The organism is Kibdelosporangium philippinense, from assembly GCF_021390435.2.
GTDB classification, from domain to species: domain Bacteria; phylum Actinomycetota; class Actinomycetes; order Mycobacteriales; family Pseudonocardiaceae; genus Kibdelosporangium; species Kibdelosporangium philippinense.
The window spans coordinates 187622-211708 of sequence record NZ_JAJVCN010000005.1 but is presented as its reverse complement, the minus strand read 5'-3'; the positions used below and the strand labels follow the sequence as shown (position 1 = coordinate 211708).

Below are 24087 nucleotides of genomic sequence, written 5' to 3'. Positions count from 1 at the left end.
GGGTCAACACAGAAAGGACACCGGCATGTCTGAACTATTCACGCGCGAACAGGTCTCCCGCGCAGTCAACGATGGGGCTGACCTTGTGTCAGACACGCTCTCCATTGGGGAGCTGGAAACCGACCTGATCAACCTGGTCGTGAACGCTGCGCTAGCAAACTGGACAACCCCGATGTCGATTTCGACACCGTGATCGAAGAGAACTTCGACGACGACCCTCGCGGCTGGTGGGACTGGTGAGGATGACGGTTTCCAAACGGAGGTAACAGAATGGCCGAGGTCATGACCGAGGTGGAATTCTTCATCGAGTACGAGATTCGCCCCGATCCGGGAATTCCTGGTCACGGAGTCGAGATCTGGAAGCGAAACAGCGGGTATTTCGGTGCGATTCGCATCGTCAACCAGGACGACTACGTAGCGGAAGTTCCGACCGAACAGGGAATCGGTCGGCGTTCGCTCGGTGTCCGGCGCTCGTTCGATGGCGCGTTCAAGCTGCTACGCGCTCACTTGTCCGCTTGACCGGTCAACGGTCCATACAGGAGAGGGGCAGGCATGCCTAGCTACAGGCTCACAATCGACGCACGGCGTTCTGACTCACTGTCGCACAAGTGGCGCACCTTTTACCGGTACGTACAGGCGGACACGGCACACCAAGCGCGCGGATCGATCGGCAACCGATCGGTGGTCGACCCATCGGACGGCGCGTGGTTCGACGAGTGGACCATCACAGCCACGCGCAAGGTCACGCGCTACGAGGTCGTGACAACAGATAGCCATGCGTGGCACTCGCGCGGCATCACGGGCATCACGGTCTTCTACAGCAAACGGGAGGCCAACAACTACCTCGCGCGCACGCTCACGGGCTGCAAGCCCAATCAAGGCGCGTTCCTGCGCACGGCGAAGTGAATCCAGCGCCATCGGTACAGCACGCGTGATGACTCGCGTGCCGTGCCGTAACCGCTGGGACACAACGAACCGGAGACTCAAATGTGGTACTCGCACGTGTGGAAACAAGACGACACCCTGATCGTGGTCACCACGGAAGGGGCACAGCTTCGCGGCCTCTCTCAGACGGCCGGCCGACTCGCGCGCAAATGGGCACGCGAAAACGGCGCGGAAGTTGTCGAACGCGTGAGCGTGAGCACCAGCGCCACCTACGGCTTCACCGCACAAGTGAAAGCGCGATATCGCATTCGGAGTGTGAGCTAGCGCCATCAGTGCGACACAAAGGATTGAACAGCGCGCAATGGTTGCAACGGTTCTCGTTGTGGATTGTTCGACTCATCCGCGCGCACGCCAGAGAAAAGCATCACCTCGCAAGTAAAGGAGTTCGGTCATGTTTGTGTATGGCGTGTCTTTCAGCGATGTTCAGAGTGTCGTCCGCGACGTGTCCGACTCCCTGTATGACGGGAATCTGACCGTTCGGACCGGAGCGGACCGCAGCAACCGCGCGGGCCCCCGCGCGACGTTCACCCTCCGCACGCTCGACAGCGCGGGTACGGGCGCCAAGGGCAGCGCGTCCTGGTCGGGCAGCGGCACCGGCCCCAAAGGGCGACGACGCACCATTTCCGCCTGCTGGCACGCGCACTACGACGTGTTGGCGGAGCTGTTTGCCCGGTTCCCGCACGCACGGGTCGTGACCGCGATCGCCACCTACACGGCACCGACGTTCCATGACCGTGCTCTGGCGACTGCCTCACTCAATGTCGGTTGCCAGCTCTGGCCGGTCACTGCGCCGGAATGCTGCGAGTGCGACCACTCCGCCTACACCTACCGCGTCGACTCGCCCGACTACATGCCCAGCGTGGACGCCATGCGGCCGAATTCCGACGTCGAGTACTTCCTCGACCAGCTCGACCGCGTTCTCGCCGAGAACACCTCCCGTGACAGCGAGCTCGTGTCATGACCGCGCACCACCCGACCGAATCCGACGCACTGCGCGCGGCTCGTGCGGATGCCGATTCTGAACGCGCACGCGCCGATGCCGCGGAAGGGGTGAGCCGGCTGCAAGCGGCCAGCCTCGCCGAGCTCGCGCGCCTGGCCGCGGAGGTGCGGTGTTTGGTCGCGGATCTCACCGACGACGCGCACAGCTCCCAGCCGATCCCACCGGACCGGCTGCGCCGGTTCACGGCCCAGCTCAACGAGCACGCGGACACCCTGTCCCGCGCGGCGCGGGGCTACGCGAACGCACGGGCGACCGACATGGCCTACCCGAGCATCCATGCCGATCTCGACGCGCACGGATGGACACCCCGCCCGGACCGGGACCTGGACGGCACCTTGCCGCCGATCCCGGTCACGGAACTGCCCGACCGGCGGGGCTACCGGCGCGGCTGGCAGCGTGGCGCGGAGCGGATCACCCTGTGGTTCACCGGGCCCTACGGGCTGGCTTACGCCGATTCGAGCCGATACGGCCGGCTGTGCGAGGCGCGCGAGGTCCGCGCTGTGATCACCTCCCCGCCACACGGTGCCGCAGACCAGGATGAGCCGGCCACCACGCGACCGGCGACGTCCGCGATCGCCTTCGATGCCACCTTCGAGCAGGTGGCCGAGCACATGCGCGCGGCCGGCTGGGGTTCCCCGGCCGAGGTCTACCGCTGCGACGCACGCGGGAAGCGCCGGGCGAACGGCAGCCGGACCTGTGCGGTATGGCGCCGGCCGAGCAATCCCGCCGTCCAGCTCTCCGTCTGGGGACGCCAGGGCGAACCCGCGCAGGTCCGGTACTGGGGAGGACCGGTCGTCGACCTGGCCACCCTGTCCCGGATCACCGAATCCCGCTGAGCCGACACCAGCGGATCACCATCCGGCGCGTCCGAACCGGCCGATTCGGACGCGCTCCCCGCCGGCCGACCGTTCCCTCTGGACGGTCGGCCGGCCCTGTCACCACCCCTCTTTCTCTGCCTGGCCACGACATCAGGAAAGGACACCGGCCATGCCGACCGATCGCACGTACAGCCTGCTGCTGACCCTCGACGACAACCACCACGGTCGCAACACACGTCACCTGGTCGCCACGGTGGTCTCCGTCGACGAACACGGCCACCTGTACTCAGCCAGCGAGTACCGCGCGCCGGAGGAGGCAGCGCTGGCCGACTTCCGTATTACCGCCTTTCTCGACTCCTCCGAGGAACACGCCTGGGGCTTCTCCCACGGCTATCAGCCCTACCTGGTGGACCTCGACCGCGCGGAAACGATCGTCCGCACCCTGCGCAAGATCGCCAAGGGCCTGGACAAGGCCACCACCGAGCAGGGGCACGTGACCGACTTCGCCGACTACCTGTTCCGTGTGGCCAAGATCCTGCGCATCCGCTCCTTCTACCTGCGCAACTCCGACCGCCGCCGCGAGATCACCGGCCAGATGTTTTCCCAGGTCGACGCGACCAGCGTCCAGCACTGGGTCCGCGAACAGGAACAGCAGTACGCCAAGCAACCCGCTCACGCCGGCTGACCCACGCCATCCGGAACACCTCGCCTCACCCCGCCCGTCTACACAGCACTGGAGGCACTCCATGACCACGCTCACGCTCGCCCACACGATCGCCGGCCACCTCGGGCAGGGCTGGCACGCCTACACCGGCAAGGCCGCCGACGGCTCGGAGGCGCATCTGGCCGGCCCGAACGATCAGGTCCTCGACCTGTTCGACGGCACCAGCACCGGCCGCAAGGCCGACCAGGGCCGCCTGATCATCACCGGCTACCTCGGCTTCCTGCGCAACCACGTCCCGACCGGCATGCAGCACGACCACACGATCACCGTCGACGAGGCCAAGCCACCGGACAAGATCGCCCGCGAGATCCGGCGCCGCCTGCTACCGAACTACCAGACTGCCCTGTCCACGGCCTGGGACGCCAAGCACGCCAGCGACGCCACCGCCACCGCCCGCGAACAACTCGCCGCGACCGTGGCCGCGAGCCTCGGCGTGCAGCGCGACACGCCGGACACCGATTTCCACTTAGGCACGGTCGACGCAGGCGTCCACGGACGCGTGTCCGTGCGGCCCGGCACCTCCGACTCCGTGTTCACCATCCACGTCCCGCACGACCGCGTGGCCGAGTTCGCCCGGCTGCTCACCACCTTCGGGCGCCGGCACTGATCACCCTGGCTCGGCCGCCCACCGCGTGGCCGCGCCAAGCCCTGGACACAGGTAACCACCGCCCTTGGCTCACCTCCCCATTCCCGTCCGCCAGCCCCCGGCGGGCGCTCGTGCACGCATCCGTTCAACCACCCGGCCTGAGAGGACCGATACCGCCATGACCACTACCCGCTCAACCGCCGCCATGGCGGACGTTCTGGACTGCGGCCACCCCGCCACCCCGGACACCAGCGGCACCGGGGCGACCGGCTACGCCATCGACCCCGCCACCGGCACCACCAGGTGCTACCCGTGCTCGGACGAACGCGAACGCGAGGCAATGACCCGCGCGAACACGTTCGTCGCCTACGTGTCCACCGACGGCCGGACGCTGACCACCTGGCCCGGTGGGCACCTGGCCACGATCGACCCGGCCGACGCCCACCAGCACAGCCGGCGCATCTACACCCCGTCCGGCGGGCTGTGGACCCGCTACGTCTGGCACGCCACCGACGTCGACGGAGGCCGCTGGGCCGGCGTCAATGGCGGCCCTGGCCTGGTCATCCGCGTGCGCCGGCTGCGCGTGTGCACCTGGCAAACCGAGGTCGGCAACGGCCACAGCTCCCGCTACTGCCACCGCCGCGCCACCCACGCCGGCCGCGGCGGAGCCTTCGACCTCTACTGCCGCACCCACGCCCGCCAGGTCTTCGACCTCTACGGCTGGACCACAACCGCCCTGCCACCCCGCGCGCTCGCACCTGTCACCGCGTGAACCCGCGCCATCTGTCCCGAACCTACCCGATTCGAGGTGAACACCCATGCCTATCGACGACCCCACAACCGCAACCCCCTCCGAGATCGACGAAGAGCTCGCCCGGCTCGACATCGAGCACGCCAACGCCCAGGACGCTCTCGACCGGCTCACCGCTCGCGTCAAGCGCCTGGTGAACGACGGCATGACCGAGTACGCGACCGAGTTGCGGCCTCGGATCGAGCAGGCCCGCCAGACCATCGCCGAGTGCGAGGCAGCAGCGCGCCCCCTCGAATCGGAGTTCGAACGCCGGGGCGGCTGGACCCGCGCCTGGCTGGTCGACAACAGCGGTGGCCATGTACACCGGTCTACCGCCTGCCGCACCTGCTTCCCGTCCACCCGGTTCGCCTGGCTCACCCAGCTCTCCGGGCACGACGAGGCCGAGATCGTCGAGCAGGCCGGCAGGGCTGCGTGCACCGAGTGCTACCCCAGCGCGCCGGTCGACGTCCGCAACCGGCCCAGCCGGATCAAAACCCCCGAGCAACTCGCACGGGAAGCGGAGAAAGCCGAACGCGCGAAGGCCAAAGCCGCGAAAGCGATCACCGCACCGGACGGAACACCCTTGCGCACCAAGGGATACGGGCAGATCGACACCGAGTTCACGGCCCGTCGCTCCTACGCGGACGCCTTGGCCTATGCCCGGTATCTGACCAGGGCAAGCATCGCCCATCACCGAGACACCATCGCCGAGTACCAGGAGGACGCACGGCTCATCCTGGCCGCGCTGGCCGCAAAGCATGGCCGCACCGAGGACGACCTGCGCGCCGAACTGGCGCCCAAGGTCGAAGCCAGGTGGAAGCGCGAATACAAGTAGCGGCGCCAACCATCGCCTGCGCCTGTCCGGCACGCACCTCTTCCCGCGCACCAATTCGCTTTCCACGAAAGGGTCCAACCGATGATTCTGGTCGAAACGCTGGAAGACCTGGTCTACCACTACCTCGAAGATCCCGCCCGGCCCGGCTCGGCCGTCGGCAAGGTCAACGCGCAAGACCTGGTCAGCCACGTCGTGCAGCACCTCGCCGAGCGCGGGGTCGACGTGGGTTTTCAGGACGGCTCGCGCCTGACCGTATCGGGCTGCACGCCCCGGCGGCCGGAGCCCGAGAGGCACCGCCTTCCCTTGGTACTCCAGGAAAACGACGACGGGCACGTCCGCATCTACTGCGACGGCCGCGACTGTGTCTGGTCCTGGCCGCTCTACCAGCACGCGAGCGCGCAGACCAACGGCGACACGATCACCAACGCCGTCGAGCACGCCATCCGGAGACACCGCCACTCCTGACCACTCCGTCAACCCAGCCACGCACATCGACGCGATGCCCTCCCCAGCACTGGAAGCCCACCACGGGGGAGGGCATCGCGCTGCCTGCGCTGACACACGTCGAAGGACCTCGAATTACCATGACTACCAACGACATTCACGACGCACGGCAACTCATCGCCGAGATCAACGTCCCCACGGAACGCCCGCGCTGGGCGTGGTGGGCCCCCGGTGACGCCACCCGCTACCACGTCACGCTGATCAACGCAGCACCCAGCACCACCATGGTCGGCACTGCGCCCGGCGGCACCTTCCGCGCTCTCGTGATCACGATCGACCTCTTCACCTCCCGTCCCATCTCGATTGTGATTCCGCGACCCACTGACGACGAAAACCGCTACACCGCTGAGGAATGGGTCTTCCGGAAGTTCCCCGGTGGCTGGTGGGCCGGCATCCGGCCGCTGCTCGCCGCACTGGGCTGGACCCCGACGACCGACCGCGACACCAGCTACCGCAGCACCGACCACCGCGACATCACCACGGCACAGAGCGACCCAGACGCCGCCCGCTAGCACCAGGCGCCGCAGTTGCCCGGCCACGCGGCCGGACCACCCACCCGCACCCCACGACACACCAGCCCGCGTCCGCGCGGGCTGGCGATGACGGCCGCCCGCCGTCCGAGGAGATCACCATGCACAGCACCGGCAACACCGATCTGCCCTCCGCCGCCGATGCGGCCAACCGTGCAGCCACCTTCGAGCCGATGACGAACGAGGACGAACGGCCGACGATCACCGTCGCCGGGGTCCACGCCGCGCTCTACGTCGACCCGGCCAGCCAGCAGGTCCGAGTTTCGATCGATCTCGACGACACCGAACCGTGGCTACTGCGCAACGACAAGGACCGCACGGTCCCACTGCGCATCTGCGTCCAGGGCGACGTCACGTTCGAGGGCTGACAACCCAACCGCGCAGGCACCTTCCCTCGCTCGCCGCAATCCGCACCGCCCGATGGTGCCGCAGTCCACTTAGGACACAAAATCGCGACATGTTGATGAAGGGGTGACTCATGCACGCCTCAACTACCGAAATGCCGAACCTCGCCGCCTATGACGTCATCCTCGTCAACAGCAGCGGCGGCAAGGACTCACAAGCATTGCTCGACGAAGTCTGCACCCTCGCCGAGGCCGCGGGAGTCCTCGATCGCATCACCGTCCTGCACTGCGCGCTCGGCCACGTCGAATGGCCCGGCAGCAGCGAACTCGCCCGCAAGCAAGCCGAGCACTACGGGGTGCGCTACGAACAACGCCACCGCGAGCAAGGACTGCTCCTCGACCAGGTCCGCCGCCGCGGGCGCTGGCCGTCCGCCTCGGCTCGCTACTGCACATCGGATCAGAAACGAGGCCCTGCAAGGAAACTCATCACGCAACTGGTCACCGAGCTCGGCGATCTGGGCCGTCCGGCCCGCGTGCTGAACTGCATGGGCCTGCGCGCCGAGGAATCGCGGGCACGGCTGAAGAAGGCACGCTTGAGCCGTGACCAGGCCGCCAGCAGCGGCCGGCGCGCGGTCGACACCTGGCTTCCGATCCACGACTGGACCGAAACCCAGGTATGGCAACGCATCCATGCGTCCGGCGTGCCGTACCACCCGGCCTACGACCAAGGCATGACCAGGCTGTCGTGCTCGCTGTGCGTGCTTGCTAGCCGCGCCGATCTGATTCGTGCCGCGCAGCTTCGCCCGGATCTGGCAGCCGAATACGCCGCGGTGGAAGCAGAGATCGGCCACCGTTTCCGCAACGACATGTCCATGTCGGACATCATCACCGCGGCAGCGGCCAGCAGTGCGGTCAGTCCGGAAGGTGCCGGGCACGCCGCTGTGGTCGAGCTCGGACAGGGCCAGCTCTGGTGGCCGCGGTTCGAACGGCAATCCGACCGCTACGGGACCGTCTTCCTGTGCACTGGACCGGACGGCGAGGACTACGTCACTTTCGAGTCCGCTCCCGTTGGCTCGCGCGGCCTGCTCGTCGCCGTCGTGCTGGAAGCCCGACCGTCCGTCCACTGTGGTGACCTCACCCGCGGTCTAGCGCCGACGATCCCGGCGGTCGGGGAGGAGATCACGCTCGGGTCGGGAACCGTGTTCACCGAGGCCGATCCGGACACCGGTCTGCCCACCGCCGTCGGCCTCGTCCCGGACGACGGCCGGGACGAGGACTGGTTGGACCCGCGCGCCCTCTACCGCTGCCACAACCAGACCGTCCGGCTCGAACTCCGCGCTGTCCGTCACGCCGAGTTCCGCAGGTTCGAGGACCCACCGCGCGCTGCCTGACCGCTGCTCGGCGCAGGCACGCGGGTGGCCCCGCTGATCAACCCCAGGGACCTGCGGGACTCGGCCATTCCCATGCGCCTCAACGCGAATCCCAGCTACCAGGAGCTATGTCATGACCGACACATTCGTTCCCTCGATTCCCGCCTGGCTGGCCCATCTGCCCACCGTCGGCGGCCTCGTGGTCCCGTGGATCACACCCCGCGCCACCGACGGCCGGTATCTGTTCGGCACGATCGACCGCGACCGGATGGACCGAGCCTTGTTGCGCCAGTGGTGCGGCGTGTGCGGCCGGCCTCATACCGACCGGCTGGTGCTGCTGATGCGCCTATCCGACCTACCGCGCCGGTGCATCAGCGAACCCGCGCTGCATCCCCAGTGCGCCGCCTACACCATCGCGGCCTGCCCGATGGTCGCCGGGCGGCTCGACCACTACCGCTCTACCCCGCGGCGGCTGGACGCCACGATGGCGTCGGCACCGGATTCAGCGGCCCGCCAAGGGGCGCCCGCCGAGCCGTGGTTCGCGGTATGGCTGGATGGCTACCGGGTCGTCACTGACCACGGCAACCTTGCCGCGTCCTACGTCGACAGGCGGCCCCTGCGGATTCGGCCCATCTCCTGGCGGCTGCCCGGCATCCTCTGACGATCCCGCGAACACGTCCACCAGCGCCGTTCGCTGCCACGGGCGCGTGATCGACCCGCGCTCACACCCCGTGCCATCACACCGAACTGAAGGAGGCACGCATGCGCCACTACAGCCCACCCACCGTCGCACTGGACGACGAGTTCGACATGTACGGCCTCGAACTGGAACTGGGCACCTGGGCCTACGTCCTCGATGACTTCGGCGTCGTCTACGGACCCGGCTGGTACCCGTTCCACCGCGCGCTAACCCGATCCGAGCAGAACCCGTCCGCGCCGCTGCTGAATCGGACCGTGCCGGTCGGCAAGACCAAGCCCACGGGCGTCCGGATCTCGCCGAACGTCGCGGAGTACTCGTGGCGCAACGAGTACGTCCTGCTGGCGCCGATCGATCACCGCGTGCAGGCCCGCACGCGGCTGTTCGTCCGCAAGCAGGGCCTGGGCGCGATGGTCTGCCGCATCACCATCGAGGTCGATCTCCGGGCCGAGCGCGTCACGATCCCCGACCGGTGCCCTGCGGCACTGCGGGAGCAGGCCGAGGTCAAGGGCCAGCGCGTGCTCGACCTTCTCACGGCCGCGCGCCGCGAACGCCGTCGTCGCGCGAAGACGCCGACCGCTGTGCTCGGTCCGTGGGCCCAGGACCAGTCCACAGGACCGTAAGCCGCGACGTGACAGCAACTCACCCAGCAAACCCAAGTACCAGCAAAGGGAGCGATATCGCAACCCTTGCCACCCCTCGAAGGGAGGGACAACCAAACCATGTCCACCGCCGGCTACACCCAGCGGTGGCGCAACGGCACCCACCGCTGGCGCACAGCAGCAGGACCCGCGTTCAAGCCTGACCGCTACGACGTGTCCGAAATGGACAGCAAGACAGCTGAGGAGTTCTGCCTGCGTCATCACTACTCGGCCGCGTGGCCAGCCACCAAGTACCGCTTCGGGCTGTTCGACGTGCACGCGTACGAACCGCAATTGGTGGGCGTTGCCGCCCTGGGCATCCCGATGAGCAACCAGGTCCTCACCAACCCGTTCCCCACCCTGGTGCCCAACGAGGAATCACTGGAACTGTCCCGTTTGGTCTTGCTGGACAGCGTCGCCATGAACGGCGAATCGTGGTTCTGCGCAAGGGTTTTCGCCCGTGCCGCCGAACATGGCGTGCGGGGGCTGGTGAGCTTTGCCGACCCCGTTCCACGCTGGCGCACCGCCGAGGGCCGGACCGAGATGATCAAGCCTGGGCACCTCGGCATCGTGTACCAGGCGCTCAACTTCGACTACCTCGGCCGGTCCACCAGCCGCACCCTCACCGTACTGCCCGATGCGACGGTGCTGACCGCCCGCTCACAGGCGAAAGTCACCGGTGGCGAGCGCGGACGCAACGGCGTCGTGGCCCGCCTCGTCGCGCTCGGCGCAGCACCACCTCGCCCCGACGAGGTCCTCGCGCAGTGGCTCGCCACCGCCTTGCGCGCGATCGGAGCACGTCGCCAACGCCACCCAGGCAACCACCGGTACGCGATCCGCCTCGGCCGCACCCGCGGCGAACGCACCCGCACCACGATCGGCATGGCCACCGGCCCGTACCCGAAGCCGCGCCTCGCCACCGCGTAACCGAGCTCGGCCACGAGGCCGCTCTGCCGACGCGGCACGCCACCCGAAACGCCATCGCAATTCACCGCAAAGGAAAGGGGCTCAGCCATGCCCAAAACAGCCGAGAACTACTCCCCAGTGGACATTCTGCGTGAGGTGACCAGCTTGCTGAAAGGTGTCTTTCAGCAAATCGACTGGGCAGAGGACGAGATTCGCCGAGCCATGAGGCGGCATCCGTCCGAACGCGACCTCCTCTACCACAGCTTTCCCCTTCTCGTAGCCACGCACAAACTCATGGCTACCGAGTTCGTCTACCGGTCGCACTGCCGCGAGCTCCTGGAGCGCCTGGTGAACGACGCGGACACGCGGCCGGGCACCGCAGCCGAGGTGTGCTGCCTGTGCCGCGACATCAGTCTGCGTGCCCCGCTGCGGTCACCCGCTGCGGGCCTGTACTTCCGCATGTGGGCCGCTGCGTTCCCCGGCAAGCCGCTCGACGACGAGAGCCGTCAGCACCATGAAGCGCTGGAAGGGGCGACCATCGACGACCTCGAAGCGATCGCACGACACAAGCTGGCCGTCAAGAACCGCAAGTTCGGCGAGATCACCTGCGACGGTCGCCACGACGGCGACATCGTCCAGTGCAAGTACGCCGGAGCGTGAAAGCAGCCAGCCCTGAAGCGTGCCCGACCAAGCCCTTGCCACGAGTAGCCGGACCCCGCTGATCACCAACGGGGTCCGGCCGCTGGCTTGGTGCTGCCGCCCCTCCGCCACACGAATATCCGTCCGCAGAACAACAACGCACGGAGGACGACATGGAAAGGAGAGCCCCCGAAGCCTCCACTCACGTCGACACCAACCCGATCCACCACACCGAGCTGATGCCGTATGCGTGGTCGTACGGCATGGGAGCAGAGTCAACCACCGGGATCTATCGGATGCTCACCGACCCTAACGCCCGGCCCGACACGATCGCACCCGACTACTCCAACCTCGTCGTCGTCATCGCACAGACCGGGGACGAATGGAGCACCACCGGCAAGCTCGTCGAGCGGCACATCCTCCCGTTGCTCCGCAAGCACAACGTGCGCCTGGTTGAGGTGGCCCGCAAGGGGCCGACCAAAAAGGATGGTGTCGCGGTCCTGCAGGACACGCGCCAGCCGTACCGGCTGCACCTGGAGGGCGCCTACAAGCTCTCACACGAGAACCGGTCAACCGGAACGATGCCCCAGCTCGGTGGCGTCCGGAAATGCAGCCAGAAAGCCAAGGGCTGGCCCCAGGATGCCTGGCGTGCCAAGGAGTTCGGCGACCGCCGATACATCCACGCGATCGGGTTCAACGTCAACGAGTACACCAGAATCACACGGGACTCGGCGTACTCCATGGGCGGCCAGCGCATTCCCACCTACCCGATCTACGAGTGGGGATGGAGCAGGCAGGACTGCATCGACTACCTGTCCCGCGAACTCGGCGTGGTGTGGCCGAAAAGTTGCTGCCGCCATTGTCCTTACGCTGGCTGCCAAGCCGGGTGGCCCGAGCAACTCGCCCGGTTCGCCACGCTACCGGCCGAGGCCGCGCAGCACATCATCGACGAGTATGTGTGCACCGCCTTGAACCCTCGATCGGGGTTGTTCGGTCCTGGCAAGTCGTTGATCAGCCGGTTGCAACGCGACCGCGTGACCGAGCCGGTCAAGCTGGCTGCCGCGCGGATGAAGAGGATGCCGTGGGCGGTCTACCGTGTGCGTCGCTTCTACTCCGCGCCTGCCCACGCGATTCGCTCGGTGGATCGCGTCCTGCTCGGCGGCCACCTGGTGGCCTACGCCGCGCTGGAGGAGATGAGCGACCTCGTCGGCGTGCCGCTGGTGCGCCACGAGCAGATCGCAGGGGCACCGGTACGCGGCGGCGATCGGGACATCCACCGACGCCTGTGGGTGCGCCAACGTCAGGACGAGACGTACCCGGCCATGGAGGAGTTCTACACCGTGGCCCCGGCCCAAGCGTTCGATAAGGCCACGGACCGCTTCGACGACACCTGGGCCGCGCACACCGACACGGTGCTCGCTCGCCTGGAATGCCGCTGCGAGGCCGCGGCTGAGGTGGTGCGGCACGCCCTGACTCGCTCCCGGTTCACCAGCGCGTCCTGACCGGCAGCCCTGGGCTCGGTGCGATCCCGCCTAGCCACCTCGCCCGCAGCCTTCGCTTGCGGCACATCAATTCCCGGCCCGGCACCACGCCTCAGTTACACATTTTTCTTGCTCTGAAAGGGGATACTGCTATGGCTCCGTTCGAATTGCACACCGCACACATCGACGGACTCGTCAACGCTGGCCTCCAGTTCGACATGATCGCCACACGCGACGACGCGACGCTGGCCGGTCAGATGTTGCTCCAGCAGCACCACCGCAGCATCGGGACGCTCCGCGACCACGACGACCCACCGGACTACACGGCGGCCCTGGCTGATCACACATTCCACCCGGTCGCGGTGCTGAGGCTGCTGGACAGCTACGAGTACCAGTCGGATGAAACGGCTGACTGGACCACCAGCTCCGCGTGCACGTGGACGAACCGACTGCGCGACGAAGTCCTGAGCAGGCTTCCCCCCGAGACGAAAGCCAGGGTGCGCTACGGGTCGCTATCCGTCCCGGCCTACCAGCTCCTGCCCGCCTACACCGACACTCCCTGGGCCGTCACGGCGCTGGAGCAGATCCCCGGCATCGAGGACGGCACCATCGAGATCCCCGTGGTCCGCAAAGGACTGCCCGCCGAGATCCTGACCGGGCCAATCCACTGCCCGAACGGCGGGATGTCCTCCCGCGTCCGGCACGTGACCATCCTCGGCCTCGGCCAGGACCGGGAGCTGCCCGCCTTCGCGCGGGTCCGCGAGCCGTCCGACCAGGCGCCGGGGGTGTACCTGCTGTTCGAGCACGGCCGATACGTCGCCCGCCCGGCCGACGCTCCGCCCGGCATGCACTTCGCGGCGTCGGGTGCCTTTGTGCACACCGGGGATTGGCGCTGGCGCGAGCTGATCGGCCACAGCTTGCCGATCCCGTTGCACGACCACCGCACCGATCGCTGACAGCCGCGCCCACCGATACCGGCTCGGCTGTCATCCCTTTCCCACATCGAAGGAGTTGCACCATGCCCCTCACCGACCCTCAGCACGCACGATTGTTACTGCTGTACGCCGCAGAGCCGCCCGCACCCGCGCTGCACGACTTCGTCGCCGCCCACGGGCCCATCGACGCCGTCGAACGCATCCGCGCCGGGACCGCACCGCCCGCAGCCCTAGCCGAGATCACCCGGCCAGATCCGCAACTGGACGACGCCCTCCGCGCGATCGACGCCGAGACCGCCATGCTGGTGACCCCCGAGGACGACGACTGGCCGCTCGGCCGGCTCGCCGGCATGGCCGGCCACGGCCTGGGCACACCGCTGGCGCTGTGGACACGGGGGTCGGCATCCCTCACCGAGCTCACCGGCACCGCCGTCACGGTGACCGGCACCCGGTTCACCACGGGGTACGGCGACACCATTGCCGCAGACCTTGCTTACGACCTCGCCCAGACCGGCGTGACCATCCTGACTGGCGGTGCCCTCGGTATCGACGGAGCAGCGCACCGTGCGGCTCTTGCTGGAGAGGGCCGCACGGTGGTGGTGCTGCCGTGCGGGATCGACCAGACCTACCCGCCGCAACACACCCGTCTATTCGCCCAGGTCGTGGAGCACGGCGGGCTGTTGGTCAGCGAGTACCCGATCGGCGCCCTGGCCGTCCAATCCCGGCTCGCGACGCGCTGCCGACTGCTCGCGGCCCTGAGCGCAGCAACTGTGATCGTCGAGGCCGGACAGCGCAGCAGCGCCTTGGCCACGGCGAAGGCCGCCCGCACGCTTGGCCGGCGGGTCTACGGCGTACCAGGCCCGATCACCGCCGGCACCTCCGCCGGAGTGATCGAGCTGCTCCGCACCGGGCAGGCCACCGTGATCAGCTCCGCGGAACACATCCACTATCAGGAGGGATTGCGGTGAGCAGCCACGACATCTACGCGGCGGCCGTCGCTGGACTCCAACTGCCCGCTGAATGGCAGGTCACCGTGGCGCTGCGACCTCGACGCCGCACCCTCGGCATGGAGGTCGCGCCCGGCGGGACCGTCACGGTCTTGATCCCTTCGCAGGCCGATCCGGACCAGGTTATCCGATTCGTCAGCGGTCACCGGACCTGGATCACCGAGAAGGTCGCCACGGCCGTCCGGCTAGCGCCGGACCACCCGGTCAAGGAGTTCGTCGACGGCGAGACGTTCGATCTGTTCGGCCAGCGCTATCGACTCCGGTTCGTCGACACCCTGCCTGCGGGCGTCGAGCAACTGCCCGCCGTGACGGCTGAGCGGGTCTTGTACGTGAGGCGGCAGCGACCGGAGCGGGTTCGCCGGGCGATCATCGGGCTTTACCGCCAGGAAGGGCTCGCCTGGGCGAGGCGAGAAGGGCGCCAGTATGAGCTGGGCGGCCGGATCGAGCACCTTAGCTACGCCGTGCGCGACCTTGGCCGGCACCGTTGGGGCACCTACGAGGGGCTGCCGAAGCACACGACGACCCTCCACTGGGCCGTGTTCGGGCTGCCGATGCCGCTCGTCGAGTACGTGCTGGCGCACGAGCAGGCCCACGCCACCCGGCCACCAGGTCGCGCTCACGGACCAGCGTGGCAACGGCGGATTGACTCGTGGATGCCCGACTGGCGCCAGCGCAAGACCGAGCTCGCCGAGGCCGGCCGCCACGCCTGGCTCGGCGAATGGAAGCCCAGGTCATGACCGCACGCGGTGATCAGGTTCGTGTCGGACGGCGCCCGCCAGCGACGTCCGACACGAAATCCAGCAGGTGTGGAACAGCGGTGTCGTCGTCCACAGTCTGATACAACAGAGAGCGCCGGTCGGCATGATCGGCACCAGGAAGCGACCCGGAAGGAGGCAGCGGTGGACAAGGACGAGCACTTCAAGCTGCTTCGGGCGAGCAGTGCCAAGGTCGACGGACTCCTGGCTGAACTCCAGAGTATTCGCGATCAAGAGGCTGCGCTGCAGGCCCAGCGGGTCAAGAAGCACGAAGAGCTGAAGCAGGCTCGCGACGAGCGGATGAAGCTCATGACCGCTGCAATCGACGACAAGGTCCCGAAAGCGCAAGTCGCCCGAGCGCTCGGGATGGACCGGACGAACCTCTACAAGCTGCTCGAAGGTAAGGACGACAGCGCCGAAGCGTGAAACCGCATCGGCCCATGGCACGGGCGGGAGGTCGCCTAAACCCGCGAATCGCCAACTGGTGAAGTAGCAGTATTCAAACCCTGCCTTATTCCAACGGTATTGCAGTGGTTGTGCCCAGCAGGCTCGCGACCGGCGGACGAGGCGCGAATCACGGTGAACGCCCCTCGTGGCTCACTCGCGAGACTGCGGAGTTGAAGGTAATGGTGTAGCCGTGTAGCTCGTGTTCTGTTGTCTGGTCAGGTTTCGCGTGTAGTGCCGCGCACGATGCAGGCTGTTCGTCGAACCACGCTTGCAGTTCCGCTGGGAGGAGCGGCTCCTGCGGGTGCATAACGCGTCGTTACTGCGGCGGCAGAGGAGATCGTCATATCATCGGGTGCCGTTCGGTCAGCGGCCTGCGTCGAGAATTGCCTGGGTTGTGCTCGCGCCCCAGGCGTCCCAGTCTTCCGGTGGGCCGGTCTCCAGCCGAGGCGGATCTGTTTCAGTTCGGTGCGGTCGTGGCGGCGGTGTATCGAAAGGCTTGTTGAGCGCGTTGTTCAGATGGTCGCCAGGGGTAATCGACAGCTTGTTGCCCGGGTTGAAACTGGTGTGCAGACCGCCTTTCACACCGTTGAACGCACCGTTCTGGGCACCGTAGACCTCGTCACCGGTCAGTCCGGTGGCGGCGTCTTGGGCGGCGGCTTCCGCCGCACCGGTTGCGGCACCCCAGCCCACATTCGCTGGCGCGTTGACGGCGAACGACGTCGCCGCGCCCTTCCACGAATTGGGCGTGCCGCCGATCTTGGCCAGGCTGCCCAGGCCGCCCATGCCGAAGCCCACCGCGCCACCGACGGCACCGTTGATGGCCGCAGCTCGGATGTGCTGGCCGTCGATTCTGTCCCGCTTGCCTTCCCAGTATTGGATCAGCTGGGCGAAGAACGTCACGCCAACCTGTGCGAGCACGGAGTTCGCGCAATGGGTCACCAGCCGGGTGATGGCCCGCCGGATCCAGGTGAACACCTGCGCCCGGGTCGCCAGTTGACGGGTTGCGGACGTCGCGCTGGTCGTACCGAAGGTGAACCACGCGGCGATGGCGTCGGCCATCAACTCGATCAGCAGGATCACCAGCAGGATAATGATGATCTTGCGGAGCAGGTCGCCTTCGAGCAGCATGGCCTCCAGTGCGTCAGCGAGCGCGAAGCAGACCTGCCGCAGGACGTCCAGTTGGCCCCCGGGCTCGATGAGCGGCGCGATGAACCCGCGGAACGCCTCGTAGGCTGTTCCGGTCAGGCCCCGCTCGACGTGCGCCGCACCCGCCTCGATCTGGGCGATGACGCCGGCCACATGCTCACCGGCGGCTCGCCATTGTGAGGCCATCGCCTGCAGGTCGGCGGCGTTGTATTCGGGCCAGTTGTTGCCCACGACCACGGCGAGCAAGCCCTGTACCGCGTCCGGAACCTCCTGTGCGGCCACGCTTCAGCTACTCAGGCTCGTGGCGATGGTGATCGCGTTCTGCTCGGTCGTCTCGGCATTGCGCCGGATGGCGTCGAGTTTGTCAGCTGTGTCCTCAAGCAACCGGGCCAATGCGCTGACAGCATCCTGCACGCCTTCGGCCGGTCCGAGGTACTGCCCTTCGAACGACTTGCCTAACGGATCCGTGCCCCACGGGGTTCCTGTTGCGCTCGGCATACCGGCCTGGGCAGCCACGGCTGATTCCGCAGCGCCGCGAAACGCGGCAACGGCTTGCGCCAGTTCTCCCGTATCGACTGAGAACTGCCCACTTGGCGACCACGGCGTGGAGCCTCCGGGAACGGCAGCGCCAACGGCCGGTGCTCCAGTCGGCGCGTTGCGGTATCCCCCGGCGGGGCCGTCGATGTCGGGTTTCGGCATGGTGACCAGCCAACCAGGTCAACGACATTGTGGTGTCTGTCCTTAACCGTTCCTTGGCATCGGAAGCGCAGTTCTTAACGCCGCGATGTCAGTGGCCAAGCCACCGTGCAGCCATGAGCGGGGTGCCGGGCTGATTCGGTTTGCCAGAGGACCTTGCCGGTCAACGGCGGCACGTCGCCCAGTCCGGCATCAGGCTGTGCACGGGACGGTAGCGCTGCACGATGTTGAGCTACTCGGCTGGCCCACGTATTAGCCCGACTTTGTTTGTCAGACAGGGTTTCGTGTCCGTGGTATTGCGGCGTGCGGCGAGGTAGGCGGTCCAGTCGGCTTGCGTATGGCGCGTCCATGTGAGGGCGGTGTTGATGTTGATGTCCAGTAGTTGGGCGAGGACTGCGGCGGGAAGTTCCGCGGCCAGCCCGGCGAGGGCGGCGCTGCGGGCACGCCGTAGGTGAACGTGCAGATGGAGGCGGAGACCTCGATAGAGGGCGTCACGTGCGGGCCGCCCGGGAAAGCCACCAGGGAATAGCCATGCGACGCCGCCGGGGTGGCTGCGGCCAACCGGGGAGACGGTCGTGGCTTGATCGCGTTGGGCGAGCACAACTGCGGCAACGGCGGGCGGCAGCCGGAGCCGGTGGCGCCCGTAGTGCACCCAGGCACATTGGTCGGTGTCGATGTGGATGTCGTCGCACCGTAGGAGGGCGACTCGGCTGACCGGCAGACCGTAGAGCAACACCAGTGCCCCGGCCGCCCGCACCGGAGTGGGCAAGGTGTTGTCGTGCAGGCAGCGCCGCAGCTGTTGCCAACGTTCGTCGTCAGTGATCGGTGCCAGTGTGGTGCGCGAGCGTTTCTTCGGGATGGCTACGGCCCCGGCAAGTCGTCGTTGCCGGGCCCAGTGCAGGAATTCCCGCGCGGGGTAGGTGGATTCCGGACGGCCGGTGAGCAGCCACTGGTCGATGTGGTCCTGGCGTATCGAGCCCAGCTCCAGTCCCTGCTCGTCGATCCAGCACAGCAGCCGTAGCGCGGCGCGCAAACGGGATCGAGCCCAATTGTTCGCGCCGGGAGTGAACTGCTTGCTGCGGGCGCGATAGCGGGCGCGGCGCAGCACAGTCCAGGTGGCGTAGGTGCGCAGCAGGTGGGCGCGCGTGGCTGGCTGGTCGGCGAGCAGATTGTCCAGCCAGGGCACGAGCCGTTCCAGGTACTCGTCGCGTTCGGGTAGGACACCGGTGTGTACAAGAGTTTGGCGTAGCCGATGCACCGCGAGCCCCGGTGGGAGGCAGTCGAGCAGGTCGTGGGTGACTGGTACGTCGATGGCGTGGATCCATTCCAGCAGGTGCGCGGCGGGTTGGCCCGGCCGTAGCCACTGCAGGACGGCGTTTGGGGAGTCGACTGTGGCCAGGGCGGTGACGAACGGCTGGAGATCCAGTCGTAGGACGCCGTCGGCGTCGGCGAGCAACTCGTGAATGCGGTCACCGACCTCGCAGCGCAGGCAGCGCCCGATGGTTTGGGCGAAGCCGGACTCGCCGCATCGTGGGCAGGTGTAGTCGCGATCGGACTGTCCGGCGCAGGGACCACAGATCGGTGTGTCTGCGGAGTCAGTGCCGATCAACGGTCGGATCGCACCGCAGCCGGTGCACGTCGCGGGGTGTTTGCGGACCCAGGCATAGCAGGCGGCGCACACGTCGCCAATCGGCCAACGAGTCAGAATCGCCTTGACCCGCTGACAGCGGGCACAGACGCGCCTCGAACGGGGCCAGCAACTCGCGCACGTCGCCTCACCTTGGCGTGCGGAGCAGCGCTTGGTAGGCCGGACTCTTCCGCACGTCGTACAGGTTGCAGATCGTCCGCGATAGCAGCCGGAACACAGGGCAGGCAGCACGTCGGTGCGCCGGGTTTTCAAGGGCCGGATGCGTCCGCATCCGTCACAACGCTGATCGGGTGTGCGGTAACAGCGCTCACAGACTGGGCCATCCGAGGTGCGGGTGGCCGGCACGCGGTCCTCCCCGCACCGGCAACATCGCTCGGGCACGCGCCGCGCCTGGTAGCAGCGTCGGCACATCCCGGCACCGTCGGCGGATCGGGCGACGATCCGCTCGACCTGCCCGCAGGTGCCGCAGGCGCGGTGTGTGGCGTGATCGCGTGCGCGGCATGTTTGGCAGACAGGCCCATCGCTGTCGCGGGTGACGACCGGACGCAATCGCCCGCACCGACTGCACGGCTCGGCGTTCTCGATGTCCACACAAGACGGACAGATGCGCCCACCATCGACCGGCTTCGGTAAACGCCTCGCCGGCCGGTGGCAGCGGCTGCACTCCGGCAACACCGCGCCGGTCCCAGCGTCGGCCAATGCCCGGATGAACCTGCACACCACTGGTGCGACGTCCGGATGTCCAGAGGTCAGTGCGTCGGGATGCTGCTTTAGATGATCGCGCAGCACCGCCATGCCCCGCGCACTCCTCGCCGCCACGCTCACTGCGGCCCGCGCCACGTCTCCACTTGCTATGGGAAGCGCGGTCCGGACGTGGGTAACGATCCACTCGGTCACAACCCCAGTCGCAGTACCAGGTTGAGAGGACAGACGCGGCGCCATGACCAGCTCACGTCCCGTCCGGGCGGCGGATCGTGGTGCGCCGGGCCGTCGGCGCCCGGCGGGTCCCGCGGCCGCTTGCGGTCTTACGAACCTGGTTGGCCGCCGCGGTGATCTCGATCAGGTCATTCGGGGTGACGTCAAGGATGTCGCACAACGCCGCGAGGGTGTCCATCGACAACCGTTGCGGCGGTTGGGTCACCAACCGGTAGACCTGCTCCCTCGACAACTGGATACCACGCTCGGCCAGCAGCGGCACCAGCTCGGAGGTTTGAAACAGGCCCCTCTCCGCCATCTTCGCGCGCAGATGCCATACATAGCTCATGGAGCGCGTCACGTTGTCTCCGTCCATAGCTCCGGGTGGGTTTGCAGGGACTGTTCCAGCAAGCGGTTGCGGAACTCGTCCGACACCGACGTATACAGCGCGGTCGTGCTACCCCAGGCGTGCCCAACCTGTTGCTGCACCATCAAAGCCGGATAACCGAACTCCAGAAGATGCGTGACATAGGAGTGGCGCAGCGCATGCAGGTCGAGTTCCTCCGGCAGCCGGGCATCCAGGCGGGCGTCGCGGAACGCCTCGTTGACCGACCGCATCGATATCCGACTCCGCCGCTCGGTCACCCACAACGCCGGATGCGAGCCCGGGAACAACAGCGGGCGGATCTCCTCGCACCATTCGGTGAGCACGTCGACGATCCAATCCATCTCCGGTACGGTCAACACCGTTCGCCGCTTCGGCGGACTTCCCTTGGATGCCTTGCCATACCGGACCTGCACCGACCCATAGGTGCCATACTGCACGGCACGCGGGTTGCGGCGAAAGTCCACAGTGTCCAGTCGGGCGAGTTCACGGCGGCGCAACCCGTAGGCGTATACTGTCTTCAGGATCGCCGCGTCCCGCCACGCCGCCAACACGCCCTTGCGACCTCGCCGGCGGACGCGTTCGACACGCGCGTCCGCCGCGTCGAACAACGCCTGCACCTCGTCGTAGGTCAGCGCTCGCCGCCCCGGCTGGCCTTCGTAGTCAACCACGTGTGCGACGGTGTTCCACTCATGCGCAATCTGCACTGGAAACTGTCCGAACCGCTGCTCACACTCGGCCAGCCACCCATACCGGGCATCGGCAACGAACTCACAGAACATCCGTAAAGCCCCGTGATACGACCGGATTGTGGACTGCACGGCAGGATGCGCACCCGACATGATGTCCACCGTGAACGCCTCCAACTCGCCCGGTGTCCACTCCCACGGGTACTGGTCGGTGAACCCCGCGAAGCGTCGAACCAGCCGCACCCGCGGAACAATCGTGCCCGCCTCGCTCAGGAACCGACTCTTCTGCTGCCGCGCCCAGCCTTCCAGCATCGCTTCGAACACCGCCGGCGCCGGATCCAAGTAACGCACACCCGAATCGAGTACCAGGTGCGCCGCACCCGGCAGATCAACCTGTCGCACCATCACCCACCTCCAGGTTGTATCGGATACAACATCGTTGCACCCGCTACGGCCGTCGCAGGTCAGCGACACGCCGACGCCCACCGCCAGAGGCGTCAAAATGTCCCGACATGGGACTATTCAACGGTCCCCAACCGTGCGCAATGTTGCATCTAATGCAATAAATCCCGGTTAACTGGCCGGCTCGCTGCGAGGTAGTCATCTCCGTTCCAGCGGTATGGGCTGATCTTGACCGGCTGGCCGAAGGTCGACGCGTGCACCATCTTCCCTGCGCCGATGTACAGGCCCACGTGGTGGACGTTGTTCGGTGTGCCGTAGAAGATCAGGTCACCGGGAAGCAAAGGTTCTCCGGCTGGGACGAGCGGCCCGGCGTTGTATTGGGTTTGCGCGGTTCGGGGTAGGGTGATCCCGGCGGCGCCGTATGCGGCCTTGGTGAGCCCAGAGCAGTCGAATCCGGCGTGACCGCCGTCGGGTCCATTACCGCCCCAGACGTAGGGCAGGCCGAGTTGGCCGCAGGCGTAGTTGATCGCCATGGCGGCGGCTGGGTTGGGTGCCTGGATCGTGGTGCAGGTTCCCGTGCCGACCATCGCGTCGCCGTACTTCTTGGCCTGTGCCAGAACGTCGTTGACGTACCAGTCGGCGTGGTTGTAGGCAAAGATCGCCTTGCGAATGTCTTTCTGCGCACCGGAGTCGCACAGGTAGTGAGCTGCTCCGGGTATGGCATTCTCGGGCCGGTATACATCAGCGCCGATTTCGGGGTGTCGGGCCCGCACATCACGCCACGTCGTGGGCATGAATTGCATCGGACCCATGGCTCCCTCGGTCGGGCCGTGGACGCCGTTGTGGCCGCTGCGGACGCCGGGCAGGGTGCTGCGGCCGTGGTCGGATTCGATCTTGCCGATAGCGGCGAGGATGGACCAGTCCAGGCCGGGGCACGCGGGTGCCGCCGTTTGGTAGAGGTCGAGGTAGTCGGCGGGGATGTCGGCAAGCGCTTGCTGGCTGGGCTGGGTACTGCCGCTGCCGAAGATCGCCGTGACGATGGCTTGGCCGATGCCGCCGATGAGGATGGGAAAGGCGATGATGGCCGCGAGGGCTGCGCTGGCGATCTTCATGGTTCACCTCCGGAAGCGGGTGGTCGGTGGGCGTGGTGGGAGCGGTGCCGGAGCGGCGAGCTCTGCGGGCGCTTGCCGGCTGGTGGTCGAGGTCGACGGCTGCGTCGACGGCTGATTCGTCTGCGCGGTGTCGGTGTGGGGCCAGAGCAGGGCGAGTTCGACGAGCCGGAGTCGGCCGGGCCGTCGCGCGGCTGGGCCGGAGATCGGTAGCCACCGGGCGACGGCGGGGTTGTTCTCGCCGGCCACGCCCGCGACGTCCGCGGCGCTGGTGGCCACCGGCACCCGTGTGGGACGGTCCAGTTGGGACAGTGCGTCGGTCAGTGCGCGGCGCGCGGTGGTTTCGCGCCGGTTGGTGGGCAGCCACACGAGGACGGGTGTGGTGATTCCTGTTGTGGTGGCGAGCTTTTCGTAGCCGGACAGTTTGCTGGCGAGCGTGCCGAGGTCCTCGGTGCCGAAGTCGAATTCGAGGAAGAACTCGATCTCGTGTCCGTCTTCGCGCCAGCGGCCGTAGGCGTCGGGGCGGGCCATGTCGCCGAAGTGCCGGCCGCAGCGCAACTCGGACCACCATGCGGTCAGGCGTCCGCGGGCGCCGGGGCGTTGGCTGAGCGCCACGAGGGTGCTGAAGAAGCCGTTGACGCCCACGGTGTGCGCCAGGCGCAGCGAGTGCGCAATGCCGACCGCGTCCTCGTGACGGTAGCCGAGTTTCTTGGGGTCGAGGCCGTCTTCGTAGGCCAGGGCGACCGCTCCGGCGATGTCGAGCACGTAGTGCATCGGCGCGGTGCCGGAGGTCACGAACGGTTGGAACCGGTCGACGACCCGCCACTTGAACAGATCGAGCAGGCGGTGGTTGGCCGCGCGTGTGGTCGGGAACGCCATCTCGACGAACTGCTGGGTGGTGAACACCTTGTGCTCGTGGAGCATCCGGGCCAGCCACCGGTCCCGCGGGGTGAGTCGCCCGGCGAGCTGGGCGTGGTGCGCCCCGGTGGTGGCTGCCCGTGGTGTGGGGCGTTGGGGCATGTGGCCGCGCAGCGCCCGCTGCGGTGTCGGATTCGTGATCATGATGAGGCACCTCCCAGGTCGCCGGTAGCCAGCAGTGGTGTGGTGAAACAAGGCGCATGCGGGGCCTGCGACGCCGTGTGG

General features: G+C 67.4%; 29 protein-coding genes. 22 read left to right on the top strand and 7 right to left on the bottom strand.

Annotated features, from left to right (window positions below; genetic code table 11):
- Window positions 1-25: 25 nt before the first annotated feature.
- From LWC34_RS54195 to LWC34_RS54090, 22 genes are all read left to right on the top strand, one after another.
- A complete protein-coding gene (locus tag LWC34_RS54195) occupies window positions 26-193 on the top strand; it encodes a hypothetical protein (RefSeq protein ID WP_233734470.1) in 168 nt (55 codons plus the stop codon).
- A gap of 77 nt (window positions 194-270) precedes the next feature.
- Window positions 271-519 (top strand): hypothetical protein, encoded by a 249-nt coding sequence (locus LWC34_RS54190; protein ID WP_233734469.1) that lies wholly within the window; start codon window positions 271-273, stop codon window positions 517-519.
- Between the two features lie 33 nt (window positions 520-552).
- Window positions 553-906 (top strand): hypothetical protein, encoded by a 354-nt coding sequence (locus tag LWC34_RS54185; RefSeq protein WP_233734468.1) that lies wholly within the window; start codon window positions 553-555, stop codon window positions 904-906.
- A gap of 430 nt (window positions 907-1336) precedes the next feature.
- Window positions 1337-1906, top strand: a complete 570-nt coding sequence (locus LWC34_RS54180; RefSeq protein WP_233734467.1) for a hypothetical protein — start codon at window positions 1337-1339, stop codon at window positions 1904-1906.
- Window positions 1903-2781 carry a hypothetical protein gene (locus LWC34_RS54175; RefSeq protein ID WP_233734466.1) on the top strand — a complete coding sequence of 293 codons (879 nt, stop codon included), beginning with the start codon at window positions 1903-1905 and terminating at the stop codon, window positions 2779-2781. The genes LWC34_RS54180 and LWC34_RS54175 overlap by 4 nt, the downstream gene beginning before the upstream one ends.
- Before the next feature lie 151 nt (window positions 2782-2932).
- On the top strand, window positions 2933-3448 hold the full coding sequence (locus LWC34_RS54170; RefSeq protein WP_233734465.1) for a hypothetical protein: 516 nt from the start codon (window positions 2933-2935) through the stop codon (window positions 3446-3448).
- A gap of 61 nt (window positions 3449-3509) precedes the next feature.
- Entirely contained in the window at window positions 3510-4094 is a 585-nt protein-coding gene (locus LWC34_RS54165) for a hypothetical protein (RefSeq protein WP_233734464.1), read from the top strand.
- A gap of 157 nt (window positions 4095-4251) precedes the next feature.
- Window positions 4252-4845, top strand: coding sequence for a hypothetical protein (locus LWC34_RS54160; protein ID WP_233734463.1), 594 nt, complete (start codon window positions 4252-4254; stop codon window positions 4843-4845).
- Between the two features lie 46 nt (window positions 4846-4891).
- Window positions 4892-5698, top strand: a complete 807-nt coding sequence (locus tag LWC34_RS54155; protein WP_233734462.1) for a hypothetical protein — start codon at window positions 4892-4894, stop codon at window positions 5696-5698.
- Between the two features lie 81 nt (window positions 5699-5779).
- A complete protein-coding gene (locus tag LWC34_RS54150) occupies window positions 5780-6163 on the top strand; it encodes a hypothetical protein (RefSeq protein WP_233734461.1) in 384 nt (127 codons plus the stop codon).
- 119 nt (window positions 6164-6282) lie between these two features.
- Window positions 6283-6714, top strand: a complete 432-nt coding sequence (locus LWC34_RS54145; protein WP_233734459.1) for a hypothetical protein — start codon at window positions 6283-6285, stop codon at window positions 6712-6714.
- A 119-nt stretch (window positions 6715-6833) separates the two neighbouring features.
- Entirely contained in the window at window positions 6834-7100 is a 267-nt protein-coding gene (locus LWC34_RS54140; RefSeq protein ID WP_233734458.1) for a hypothetical protein, read from the top strand.
- 110 nt (window positions 7101-7210) lie between these two features.
- On the top strand, window positions 7211-8467 hold the full coding sequence (locus LWC34_RS54135) for a phosphoadenosine phosphosulfate reductase domain-containing protein (RefSeq protein ID WP_233734457.1): 1257 nt from the start codon (window positions 7211-7213) through the stop codon (window positions 8465-8467).
- A gap of 112 nt (window positions 8468-8579) precedes the next feature.
- Complete coding sequence (locus LWC34_RS54130) at window positions 8580-9107, top strand: hypothetical protein (protein ID WP_233734456.1); 528 nt, start codon at window positions 8580-8582, stop codon at window positions 9105-9107.
- Window positions 9108-9208: 101 nt separating this feature from the next.
- Window positions 9209-9766 (top strand): hypothetical protein, encoded by a 558-nt coding sequence (locus LWC34_RS54125; protein WP_233734455.1) that lies wholly within the window; start codon window positions 9209-9211, stop codon window positions 9764-9766.
- A 99-nt stretch (window positions 9767-9865) separates the two neighbouring features.
- The gene (locus LWC34_RS54120) at window positions 9866-10711 is read left to right on the top strand and encodes a Mom family adenine methylcarbamoylation protein (RefSeq protein ID WP_233734454.1); all 846 of its coding nucleotides are present in this window, start codon (window positions 9866-9868) and stop codon (window positions 10709-10711) included.
- Window positions 10712-10798: 87 nt separating this feature from the next.
- Window positions 10799-11350, top strand: coding sequence for a hypothetical protein (locus tag LWC34_RS54115; RefSeq protein WP_233734453.1), 552 nt, complete (start codon window positions 10799-10801; stop codon window positions 11348-11350).
- A 152-nt stretch (window positions 11351-11502) separates the two neighbouring features.
- On the top strand, window positions 11503-12831 hold the full coding sequence (locus tag LWC34_RS54110; protein WP_233734452.1) for a hypothetical protein: 1329 nt from the start codon (window positions 11503-11505) through the stop codon (window positions 12829-12831).
- 131 nt (window positions 12832-12962) lie between these two features.
- On the top strand, window positions 12963-13766 hold the full coding sequence (locus LWC34_RS54105) for a DUF8317 domain-containing protein (protein WP_233734451.1): 804 nt from the start codon (window positions 12963-12965) through the stop codon (window positions 13764-13766).
- Between the two features lie 62 nt (window positions 13767-13828).
- Window positions 13829-14713, top strand: a complete 885-nt coding sequence (gene dprA / locus LWC34_RS54100) for a DNA-processing protein DprA (protein WP_233734450.1) — start codon at window positions 13829-13831, stop codon at window positions 14711-14713.
- Window positions 14710-15489, top strand: a complete 780-nt coding sequence (locus LWC34_RS54095; RefSeq protein ID WP_233734448.1) for a M48 family metallopeptidase — start codon at window positions 14710-14712, stop codon at window positions 15487-15489. Before dprA ends, LWC34_RS54095 begins: the two co-directional genes overlap by 4 nt.
- Window positions 15490-15651: 162 nt before the next feature.
- Window positions 15652-15933 carry a hypothetical protein gene (locus LWC34_RS54090; RefSeq protein WP_233734446.1) on the top strand — a complete coding sequence of 94 codons (282 nt, stop codon included), beginning with the start codon at window positions 15652-15654 and terminating at the stop codon, window positions 15931-15933.
- A gap of 384 nt (window positions 15934-16317) precedes the next feature.
- Here the strand turns inward: LWC34_RS54090 and LWC34_RS54085 are convergent, their stop codons facing one another.
- From LWC34_RS54085 to LWC34_RS54055, 7 genes are all read right to left on the bottom strand, one after another.
- Entirely contained in the window at window positions 16318-17382 is a 1065-nt protein-coding gene (locus LWC34_RS54085; RefSeq protein ID WP_233731536.1) for a WXG100-like domain-containing protein, read from the bottom strand.
- A gap of 3 nt (window positions 17383-17385) precedes the next feature.
- Window positions 17386-17799, bottom strand: a complete 414-nt coding sequence (locus LWC34_RS54080; RefSeq protein ID WP_233731535.1) for a hypothetical protein — start codon at window positions 17797-17799, stop codon at window positions 17386-17388.
- A 229-nt stretch (window positions 17800-18028) separates the two neighbouring features.
- On the bottom strand, window positions 18029-19405 hold the full coding sequence (locus tag LWC34_RS54075; RefSeq protein WP_233731534.1) for a hypothetical protein: 1377 nt from the start codon (window positions 19403-19405) through the stop codon (window positions 18029-18031).
- A gap of 988 nt (window positions 19406-20393) precedes the next feature.
- Entirely contained in the window at window positions 20394-20720 is a 327-nt protein-coding gene (locus LWC34_RS54070) for a helix-turn-helix domain-containing protein (RefSeq protein ID WP_233731533.1), read from the bottom strand.
- Window positions 20717-21835 carry a tyrosine-type recombinase/integrase gene (locus tag LWC34_RS54065; protein ID WP_233731532.1) on the bottom strand — a complete coding sequence of 373 codons (1119 nt, stop codon included), beginning with the start codon at window positions 21833-21835 and terminating at the stop codon, window positions 20717-20719. Before LWC34_RS54065 ends, LWC34_RS54070 begins: the two co-directional genes overlap by 4 nt.
- 152 nt (window positions 21836-21987) lie before the next feature.
- Entirely contained in the window at window positions 21988-22947 is a 960-nt protein-coding gene (locus LWC34_RS54060) for a C40 family peptidase (protein ID WP_233734444.1), read from the bottom strand.
- 3 nt (window positions 22948-22950) lie between these two features.
- The gene (locus LWC34_RS54055; protein WP_233734443.1) at window positions 22951-24006 is read right to left on the bottom strand and encodes a replication-relaxation family protein; all 1056 of its coding nucleotides are present in this window, start codon (window positions 24004-24006) and stop codon (window positions 22951-22953) included.
- Between the last annotated feature and the right edge of the window lie 81 nt (window positions 24007-24087).

Coding starts and splice junctions, on each gene's coding strand:
- LWC34_RS54055 (WP_233734443.1), bottom strand. CDS start 24,006: ATGATCACGAATCCGACACCGCAGCGGGCGCTGCGCGGCCACATGCCC.
- LWC34_RS54125 (WP_233734455.1), top strand. CDS start 9,209: ATGCGCCACTACAGCCCACCCACCGTCGCACTGGACGACGAGTTCGAC.
- LWC34_RS54145 (WP_233734459.1), top strand. CDS start 6,283: ATGACTACCAACGACATTCACGACGCACGGCAACTCATCGCCGAGATC.
- LWC34_RS54190 (WP_233734469.1), top strand. CDS start 271: ATGGCCGAGGTCATGACCGAGGTGGAATTCTTCATCGAGTACGAGATT.
- LWC34_RS54130 (WP_233734456.1), top strand. CDS start 8,580: ATGACCGACACATTCGTTCCCTCGATTCCCGCCTGGCTGGCCCATCTG.
- LWC34_RS54140 (WP_233734458.1), top strand. CDS start 6,834: ATGCACAGCACCGGCAACACCGATCTGCCCTCCGCCGCCGATGCGGCC.
- LWC34_RS54170 (WP_233734465.1), top strand. CDS start 2,933: ATGCCGACCGATCGCACGTACAGCCTGCTGCTGACCCTCGACGACAAC.
- dprA (WP_233734450.1), top strand. CDS start 13,829: ATGCCCCTCACCGACCCTCAGCACGCACGATTGTTACTGCTGTACGCC.
- LWC34_RS54115 (WP_233734453.1), top strand. CDS start 10,799: ATGCCCAAAACAGCCGAGAACTACTCCCCAGTGGACATTCTGCGTGAG.
- LWC34_RS54135 (WP_233734457.1), top strand. CDS start 7,211: ATGCACGCCTCAACTACCGAAATGCCGAACCTCGCCGCCTATGACGTC.
- LWC34_RS54105 (WP_233734451.1), top strand. CDS start 12,963: ATGGCTCCGTTCGAATTGCACACCGCACACATCGACGGACTCGTCAAC.
- LWC34_RS54110 (WP_233734452.1), top strand. CDS start 11,503: ATGGAAAGGAGAGCCCCCGAAGCCTCCACTCACGTCGACACCAACCCG.
- LWC34_RS54165 (WP_233734464.1), top strand. CDS start 3,510: ATGACCACGCTCACGCTCGCCCACACGATCGCCGGCCACCTCGGGCAG.
- LWC34_RS54195 (WP_233734470.1), top strand. CDS start 26: ATGTCTGAACTATTCACGCGCGAACAGGTCTCCCGCGCAGTCAACGAT.
- LWC34_RS54080 (WP_233731535.1), bottom strand. CDS start 17,799: ATGCCGAAACCCGACATCGACGGCCCCGCCGGGGGATACCGCAACGCG.
- LWC34_RS54150 (WP_233734461.1), top strand. CDS start 5,780: ATGATTCTGGTCGAAACGCTGGAAGACCTGGTCTACCACTACCTCGAA.
- LWC34_RS54180 (WP_233734467.1), top strand. CDS start 1,337: ATGTTTGTGTATGGCGTGTCTTTCAGCGATGTTCAGAGTGTCGTCCGC.
- LWC34_RS54175 (WP_233734466.1), top strand. CDS start 1,903: ATGACCGCGCACCACCCGACCGAATCCGACGCACTGCGCGCGGCTCGT.
- LWC34_RS54185 (WP_233734468.1), top strand. CDS start 553: ATGCCTAGCTACAGGCTCACAATCGACGCACGGCGTTCTGACTCACTG.
- LWC34_RS54160 (WP_233734463.1), top strand. CDS start 4,252: ATGACCACTACCCGCTCAACCGCCGCCATGGCGGACGTTCTGGACTGC.
- LWC34_RS54060 (WP_233734444.1), bottom strand. CDS start 22,947: ATGAAGATCGCCAGCGCAGCCCTCGCGGCCATCATCGCCTTTCCCATC.
- LWC34_RS54155 (WP_233734462.1), top strand. CDS start 4,892: ATGCCTATCGACGACCCCACAACCGCAACCCCCTCCGAGATCGACGAA.
- LWC34_RS54120 (WP_233734454.1), top strand. CDS start 9,866: ATGTCCACCGCCGGCTACACCCAGCGGTGGCGCAACGGCACCCACCGC.